This is a genomic window from Tumidithrix elongata BACA0141 (assembly GCF_036349135.1).
Taxonomy (GTDB): Bacteria; Cyanobacteriota; Cyanobacteriia; order Pseudanabaenales; family Pseudanabaenaceae; genus Tumidithrix; species Tumidithrix elongata.
The window spans coordinates 1-7,619 of record NZ_JAZBJZ010000173.1 but is presented as its reverse complement, the minus strand read 5'-3'; the positions used below and the strand labels follow the sequence as shown (position 1 = coordinate 7,619).

12 protein-coding genes and 1 pseudogene are annotated in these 7,619 nt (G+C 42.3%); 1 reads left to right on the top strand and 12 read right to left on the bottom strand.

Annotation, left to right across the window (positions count from 1 at the left end; genetic code table 11):
• Positions 1-37 precede the first annotated feature (37 nt).
• From V2H45_RS24120 to V2H45_RS24075, 11 genes and pseudogenes are all read right to left on the bottom strand, one after another.
• A complete protein-coding gene (locus V2H45_RS24120) occupies positions 38-1,120 on the bottom strand; it encodes an AAA-like domain-containing protein (RefSeq protein WP_330486246.1) in 1,083 nt (360 codons plus the stop codon).
• A gap of 19 nt (positions 1,121-1,139) precedes the next feature.
• Entirely contained in the window at positions 1,140-1,499 is a 360-nt protein-coding gene (locus tag V2H45_RS24115) for a CU044_2847 family protein (protein WP_330486245.1), read from the bottom strand.
• Between the two features lie 149 nt (positions 1,500-1,648).
• A complete protein-coding gene (locus V2H45_RS24110) occupies positions 1,649-2,068 on the bottom strand; it encodes a type II toxin-antitoxin system VapC family toxin (protein WP_330486244.1) in 420 nt (139 codons plus the stop codon).
• A 2-nt stretch (positions 2,069-2,070) separates the two neighbouring features.
• Positions 2,071-2,322 (bottom strand): hypothetical protein, encoded by a 252-nt coding sequence (locus V2H45_RS24105; protein ID WP_330486243.1) that lies wholly within the window; start codon positions 2,320-2,322, stop codon positions 2,071-2,073.
• A gap of 28 nt (positions 2,323-2,350) precedes the next feature.
• Positions 2,351-2,674, bottom strand: a complete 324-nt coding sequence (locus V2H45_RS24100) for a type II toxin-antitoxin system ParD family antitoxin (RefSeq protein WP_330486242.1) — start codon at positions 2,672-2,674, stop codon at positions 2,351-2,353.
• 270 nt (positions 2,675-2,944) lie between these two features.
• Entirely contained in the window at positions 2,945-3,298 is a 354-nt protein-coding gene (locus V2H45_RS24095) for a hypothetical protein (RefSeq protein ID WP_330486241.1), read from the bottom strand.
• A gap of 69 nt (positions 3,299-3,367) precedes the next feature.
• A complete protein-coding gene (locus V2H45_RS24090) occupies positions 3,368-3,715 on the bottom strand; it encodes a DUF5615 family PIN-like protein (RefSeq protein ID WP_330486240.1) in 348 nt (115 codons plus the stop codon).
• Between the two features lie 3 nt (positions 3,716-3,718).
• Positions 3,719-4,030 carry a DUF433 domain-containing protein gene (locus V2H45_RS24085; RefSeq protein WP_330486239.1) on the bottom strand — a complete coding sequence of 104 codons (312 nt, stop codon included), beginning with the start codon at positions 4,028-4,030 and terminating at the stop codon, positions 3,719-3,721.
• 243 nt (positions 4,031-4,273) lie between these two features.
• The gene (locus tag V2H45_RS24080) at positions 4,274-4,627 is read right to left on the bottom strand and encodes a hypothetical protein (protein ID WP_330486238.1); all 354 of its coding nucleotides are present in this window, start codon (positions 4,625-4,627) and stop codon (positions 4,274-4,276) included.
• Positions 4,628-4,649: 22 nt separating this feature from the next.
• Entirely contained in the window at positions 4,650-4,799 is a 150-nt protein-coding gene (locus V2H45_RS25760; protein WP_408648900.1) for a papain fold toxin domain-containing protein, read from the bottom strand.
• 28 nt (positions 4,800-4,827) lie between these two features.
• Positions 4,828-5,704, bottom strand: a pseudogene (locus V2H45_RS24075) (IS630 family transposase).
• A gap of 260 nt (positions 5,705-5,964) precedes the next feature.
• Between V2H45_RS24075 and V2H45_RS24070 the strand changes: the two are divergent.
• Positions 5,965-7,164, top strand: a complete 1,200-nt coding sequence (locus V2H45_RS24070) for a C1 family peptidase (protein WP_330486237.1) — start codon at positions 5,965-5,967, stop codon at positions 7,162-7,164.
• Here the strand turns inward: V2H45_RS24070 and V2H45_RS24065 are convergent.
• Positions 7,161-7,565: a WD40 repeat domain-containing protein gene (locus tag V2H45_RS24065; protein ID WP_330486247.1), complete on the bottom strand. Its 405-nt coding sequence runs from the start codon at positions 7,563-7,565 to the stop codon at positions 7,161-7,163. The genes V2H45_RS24070 and V2H45_RS24065 overlap by 4 nt on opposite strands.
• Positions 7,566-7,619 lie beyond the last annotated feature (54 nt).

Below are 7,619 nucleotides of genomic sequence, written 5' to 3'. Positions count from 1 at the left end.
ATGATTCAAATCCTCCTAAAACGTCTTGCTTAACTTCTCAAACACTCTCTAAGCCGCAGAAATCGACCTCGATCGCTTCGTGAGCAAAAATTCGTTCCAAATTATCGATCGCGATGACTAGGGGGCGATCGTCCTCCACATCCTCACCGATCAGATGTTCTTCAAAAAATTCCGTACAGCTACCGTTAGCACCAAAAACATCGTCCCAATCATCACTTGGTTTGGCTTTCACTCCCAAATTGCGCCCAATTACGGCACAGAACCATTGTAAAAACCGATCCATGTTTTCTAGGAATTTGCGATCGCATTTTTGCAGGTCGATCCATGTCGTGCGGTTACCCAATCGGCGGGCTTCTTCTAAGGTTCGCACCAAGAGCGAAGATTTGCCCATGCGATCGGGAGATTTGAAACGAAGGAGGGCATGGGGGCGAGCGATCGCTTCGTAGGCGCGTTCTTCTTGAGGCGATCGGGGAATGTAGAATTGCGAACCAATGCGTACCGCTCCTTCGGGTTCTTCTAGCGCGATCTTGAGTGGTAAAACTTGGTTGGGGATACGATTACGGCGTTCTATCAGGACAGGTGTTTGAACTTCGGGAATATTTTTTAAGGCGATGCGATTTCTACCCAACTCAAAGGCATCCTTCACCGATTTGCCTTCAAACAAGGCGCCATAAAATCCCTTGGCAAATTCGATCGCTGCTGTATCGCCAATTGCTTGATTCATACCTAAAACGTAGGGCACATGCTGGGCGATCGCCTCTGCCTGCACCTGCGAAAAACAAGCATTTAACACGACGCAATCAATGCCGTTTTGGAGAATGCGAAACAGTTCCGCGAGGGGTTCTGTTGCAACCAGTTCCCATGTGCCTGCATCCGTTTCTAAAACCAATCCATTCTCTGCTGCCCCATGTCCTGAAAAATGCACCACTTTGGGCGCTTCTTGAATCAAAACGGGTTGCAGATCCTCAATCCGTAAGGCTCCTTTTGCCACAACCGCAAAGCGATCGCGTAATGTCGATTTTTGACAACAGGTCTCGATTTCGCGAAATTCTGCCTCTACCCGCAAGCGATCGGTATTGGTTGGATTGGCTGATAGCAGCAGTACTTTGTTGATTGCCATAGCGGGGAATATTTAAAAATTAGGCAGGTTTCTTGGGGAACGCGCACTTAACCGTAATTTTGAGGTTGGAACTAGCACCCCCTGAGGCGATGAAGGGTACGCCTGCCTTGGCATCGAGGCTGACACCAAATTCCAAGATAACTTCGCTCACTTCAGCACTGCCTAAATTCCGAAAGGCGTTGAGGGTATTGACTGTGTAGCCCCGCACGAGGTTTTGCATTGCCTGAAAGCTTTGAATGGCTTTTTCTTTAGCTGCATCTTTGAGATTAGGATCGAAGGTGCGGCTGGGGGATGGGGTGTATCCCGTTCCAATGGGTTCTTCGACTTGGATATAAATGATGGTTCCGTCTTCGAGTTCGGTGGGGATGAGTTGGGGCATGGTTTAGCATGACGCAGAGAGGGATGTTGTCATGCTAAGGCAAATTTGGGGCGATCGCTAGGTTTGACATAAAAATTTTGCGATCGCGCCCTATTGTGAATGCAGAAAGTGAGGTGGAAATGCTTTGCCCCAACGTCTGAAATGGTTAATTATGGCTCGGGCATAATTACGGGGATCTGTTCGTTGCGATGCTTGCGATAAATTTTGAAATCGCTATCTAGGGTTAGGATGGCGCTGTTCTCATAAATTTCTGACATCCTTACTAAACAGGCATCTGCTAAGGACATGGGTACATTTTGATAGCACTGCATTAGTAAATTAATCGCGTTAATTTCGTCAATCAAGCGAAAGGGAATTTGAATATATCCTTGCTGTAACGATCGCAAAACTTCTCTGCGTCCCATATCGTGGCTTCTCAACAAAAAACAAGTTTCGGTCAAGACGGCTTCGCAAGTTAGAAATGGGGTAGCGATCGCTGCGACCGTGTTTTTTGCCCAATTGTGATAATTGTCCCGCACGCTCAGGAGTGCAACTAAAACGCTCGTATCCAAAATAATGTTTTTTGGCATGGTTACTGCCCGAAACCTTCCATATAGGCTTTGTTTGTGGATAAATCTGGAGGCAATCCATCTAGACAACCAATCAAGTCTCTAGCAGCTTCTGCAAAAGAAATGGGCTTTGGTTCTGTAATTTCTATTTTGTCTTGGGGAGGAATTGCTTTTCCGCTTTTGAATTCTAAGAACTCAATAAAGCGAATTATTTCTTTCTGATCTTCGGTTGGTAATTGTTTGATTTTGGCGATCGCTGCTTCTAAAGTAATCATTTTAATTTTCTCCAATTGCTATTTATTTCTAATCAGTCAGGGAATCCAATTTATCAAGCAGTTTTAGCCCTAATTCCCGATCGCCTTGGGCAGCTAGTAGTTTAAATCTTGTATGGGTGTCAAATTCGACAAGAGCGATCGCTGTTTCGCTATCGATGCCTTCGCCGCGATCGAGTTGTGCGGCGGCTAGGTCAATTTTAACGCGAAGTTCTTCGACCCAGCAATCGTACTGGTTGCGTTTTTCTAGGAGTTGGAGCGCTTCCGCGATTACCTCGGTGGCGTTGGTGTAGCGTCCTGTGGCAATCTGGGTTTGGATAAATTGCTCCTGTTCGGGTTGGAGTGCGATCGTCATAGGTGGGCAGATGTAGTTGTAACGTCAATATATATCTAGCGTGAAAATAATAAGCATTATTCCCATTTTCCCTTTAACCTTTTTGCTTTTGCCTTGGCGCGATGCTGCATGAGTTTGAGATCCCCGACTTTTTCTATAGGATCGCAAGGGATCTGGAAACTCGCAAAAAAAGTCGGGGATCTGGTGGGTTTTACTTTTGCCTTGGGGGAATGCCGCACATGTGGCGATCGCTGTTGGTGGCGTTGGGGTTATTGCCGAGATAATCGTGCATTATGCAGCTTCACTCTTGGATATGGAATTCGCTTTGCTTTCTATTGGTGAAATGGATTGTTGCAAAAATTCGGTCAGCAGGTCGAAGAATAGCCAAAAGCCCTGCACTTCATCAACCGCATAAAGAAGAATTATCCGCGCCCACGATGCGGAGGTGGAAAGCGAGAATCGTTGCTGCAACCAAGGTTGAAATTCGAGGAATTTTTGCTCTTGGGTGGTGATAGGAATGCCTTGTTCGCGCCGCGCAAAATTGTAGCCGATCAGAAATATAAAGAGGTTACTAACTGAAGGCGAACCAAGATACATGGCTGGCTTTTCTTTGATGGCATGTAAGAGATCGTATAAGTCGCGCATCTATTTTCTTCCCATCTAATGTTTGAATTTGTTTTTCGGTTATCTGTGGGTAGATAAATTCAAAAATACCTATAGTGGCAGGAACTGAACGTGATTGGAGAAGTCCGTCAGATCGCTAACTTTGGCAATTAGTTCTAAATCCCTTACACAATCACCAATGCTCACTAGTTGCTGGGCAGCGTAAATAAGACCAATAAAGCTTATCTCTTGTTGCAAAAGCTGACTGGCGATCGCTAAAAAATCATCATCTCTAGTGAATAAGACCCGTTGCAATTCATTAGCCCTTGCTAAAACTGAAGGGTCTGGATCTCCCGATCGCCCGTCTTCTTGAACGGAAAGAACATCTACTCCTCTCAGCCGCAATCCAAGTAGAATTTGACGTGGAACGTTTTCGTCCATATAGAGCGCGATCGCCATAGCTTAGAAATTTTGGGCTTGAAGTTTAGATTGAAGCGGTGAGGGTGGGGCATTTCTACGCATTTGTTCGGCAAATTCAAGACGACGTTGCATATCGTCATCAATTTCTTGTTTGTGATCCCAGTAGTAGGCGAGGGCTGAATAAATTTTACTGAGGGCAATATGGGGATATTGAAAATGCAATTCTTCGGGACTCCAACCATAGGTAATATGAGATGTCACTAACTCGACAACTTTCATGGTTGTACCTGCAATGATAGGTACTCCGTCGCCTTGGAGTTGAATGTGCTTATATTGGGTGGGTGTGTCGAGCATCGCGCAGATCTCCATAACGAAAAGGCTTCATCTCTTTCTAGCTTAATTCTACCTTTTTACTTTTGCCTTGGCGCGATGCTGCATGAGTTTGAGATCCCCGACTTTTCTATAGGATCGCAAGGGATCTGGAAACTCGCAAAAAAAGTCGGGGATCTGGTGGGTTTTACTTTTGCCTTGGGGGAATGCCGCACATGTGGCGATCGCTGTTGGTGGCGTTGGGGTTATTGCCGAGATAATCGTGCATTATGCAGCTTCACTCTTGGATATGGAATTCGCTTTGCTTTCTATTGGTGAAATGGATTGTTGCAAAAATTCGGTCAGCAGGTCGAAGAATAGCCAAAAGCCCTGCACTTCATCAACCGCATAAAGAAGAATTATCCGCGCCCACGATGCGGAGGTGGAAAGCGAGAATCGTTGCTGCAACCAAGGTTGAAATTCGAGGAATTTTTGCTCTTGGGCGGTGATAGGAATGCATTGTTCGCGCCGCGCAAAATTGTAGCCGATTAGAAATATAAAGAGGTTGCTAACTGAAGGCGAACCAAGATACATGGCTGGTTTTTCTTTGATGGCATGTAAGAGATCGTATAAGTCGCGCATCTGTTTTCTTCCCATTTAATGTTTAAAATCGTTCTACTTCTTCAACTTTAAAAATACCACCAGGACAGTCAAAGTCATTTATCCATTCGTTTCGCGGTAACCCATAGGTAGATAAGTTGTCGAAAACTCTACCACCCGCCTCAACGCCATAATACAAACCATTTTGGGTAATTGTTTCGCTATAGTGCTTGCCTACTTAGTTAGGACGTAGCCAGATTGAGCACAAAATCCATAGCATCATGTAAATTCATTGAATCACGAAGCAGTTTGCGAATTCGGGCTTTCAACCAAGCCCAACATTTCTCAATGCGATTTAGGTCAGGCGAATAGGGTGGTAAATAGACTACTTTGCATCCTGCGGCTTCAATTAACGCAGCAATGCGTCCACCATGATGAAAGGTAGCATTATCGATAACTACCAAGTTGCCAAGAATCAGGTTGGGAATTAAGCAAGTTTCCAGCCAGACCTCAAAGACTGTGCGATTGCAAGACCCCTCTATCGTAAATGGGGCAATCAATTCGCCATCACGATAGCCCGCAATCATATTGACTCTTCCTTGACGACGACCAGATTTTAAGCCCTCAATGACCTCTCCTTTGGGCGACCAACCATAGGCATAACGATCTCGATCATCCATCCCTGACTCATCGACATAAACGATGTTTGGAGCTTTGGGGTCGCCTAACTGCGCTTGAAATTCAATCCGTTTCTGCTCGTCCCGTTCTTGATATCCGTAAGTTTTTTTTTGCGGGTAAAACCTATTTTGTGTAATGCTCTTGCGATCGTGCGGCTGCTGATTTCTCCTTCCCACAGCTCTGCCATTTCCGCTTGTGTTTTACCCTGATGCTCTATGGCGAAGGCACGAAATTTTTCCCAATCGTTTATTTTTCTGGTTCGATTGGATATTTCCCTTGGCTTGGCATGTATATCTCCTGTCTTATCACGCCGTAACACCATAGATTTATGGTGTTACGGCTAATATTGAACAATTCACTCGCTTCGCATTTTTTCAGCCCATCTAATTCAATAGCGTCGATCACTTTTTGTCGCAGATCGTAGCTGTAGGGTTTTGCCATTTTAGGTTACTAATAGGTTTATGCTTGCTTCTGCTCTTCGTCCTAATTATATTGGCAAGCACTATACCTGCTTTTCTTTACAATTCTTGTTTATTGATCTCGTTACGTTTTCGTATATATTATTGAAAGAATAAGCAGTTCAATTTTAAAAAGCCTTCATTTTAATCTTTTGATGCCATTTCTGATGGCATACCCGTACATGTTGTTATTTGAAGTGCCAATGTGATTTAGAAACCAATTTTATTGCGGAGAATCAAACAATGACAGATTATGGAACAGGATGGATAAAGGATCTTAAAGATGATAGAGATTATTTTTTAGAAACTGCTATAAGCAAGTTAACACCACAAGAAATAGAAACCGAAGCAAAAAATATCAGGCTTGAACGAGCTTTATTTGCTGAAGATGATGATTCACCTATATTGCGAAGAGCAATACGGTTAGTATTAGAGGAAGAATGGAAAGCTAAAAGAAAGAGAGTTAACCAACCTTCCTATTTATTCTTACCTTTAGTCAAAAAGAAAAAGCATAAAAAATACCTTGCATCATTACAAAATAAAGACTTGTTTTTGCCTAAATCTGTTGATTTAAGAGATTGGTTCTCTGCAATTACAAACCAAAAAGGGAACCCATCCTGTACAGCCCATGCAGGTGTAGCTTTAATGGAATATTTTCAAAAGCGTATAAATAGAACTTTAAATAAAGATGCAAGTTCCATTAATGACAATCTATCTTGGTCGTTTCTTCATAAAATAACCAGGAATTTAATGGAGTCTTCGGTAGATTTTGGCGCAACAATTAGAGACACATTGAAAGCAATGGCTTTATTTGGCATACCACCCGCAAAATATTGGGATGGCAATAAAGAACTAGACGAAGAACCTTCAGCATTTTGTTATGCCTATGCTCAAAATTATCAAGCCACTCACTATTTCAGATTAGATATATCCGAATCATGTAAAGACATGATATTAGTAAGAATTCGGATTGCACTAGCTTCTGGTTTCCCCTCAGTTTTTGGTTTTCATGACCCTAATATTCTTAAAGATTATACTAAAAAATACAATCCAAAAGAATCAACTGAAAACAACCAAAAATCTGGACAAATTAGTGTAGTTAGAAGCAATATTTTAAACAAAAACACCGAAAAAGAAGGTCATGCTCTCGTCGCAGTTGGGTATGATGACATTATGGAGTTCAACAATCCCGATGATCCTAATCAACCATTGAAAGGAGCATTTTTGGTTAGAAACTCTTGGGGAGAAGACTGGGGAGATCGTGGCTATGGATGGCTACCATACTACTACGTTGAAAAAGGTTTGGCAACTGATTGGTGGTCTTTGCTTAATGCTGAGTGGATTGATTTCAGTAGGCTTGGTTTAATCATTGGTAATGATGGAAATTTAAATTTATCATGCTGTAATCTAAGTGATGAAAATTGCAATCCAAATGATTGTTAATTACAAATATTGTTAATCTCTTTTTGATATTGCTTAAGATAACCTTGAGTATATAGTGTGAATGCGTTACAACTTTTGTTTATTATAGTTTTAGTGTCAGAAGCATCTTGAACCTCTAATCCACTTCTCCAATTCCATAATCTTACAGTTCCATCATTACTGCTAGAGGCAATCATAGGAATGCTAGAACCTAGATTTACATGAAATACTGGATTAAATTCTATTCGGTTTAATATATTAGTATGACCTCTAAGAATTTGTAAGTCATCTAATTTTTTTACAGGTAGTTTATCTTTTTTATATTGCTTTAATGCCTTGTTTATATTCCAGATTTTCATTGTTTTATCAGAACTAGCAGAAGCTATCATATCGCTATCGGCACTAAATGCTAATCCAAAAATAGGGCCAATTCAAGGATGAAATGCAACGGGGTCTGATGAAGCAAAGAATACTTC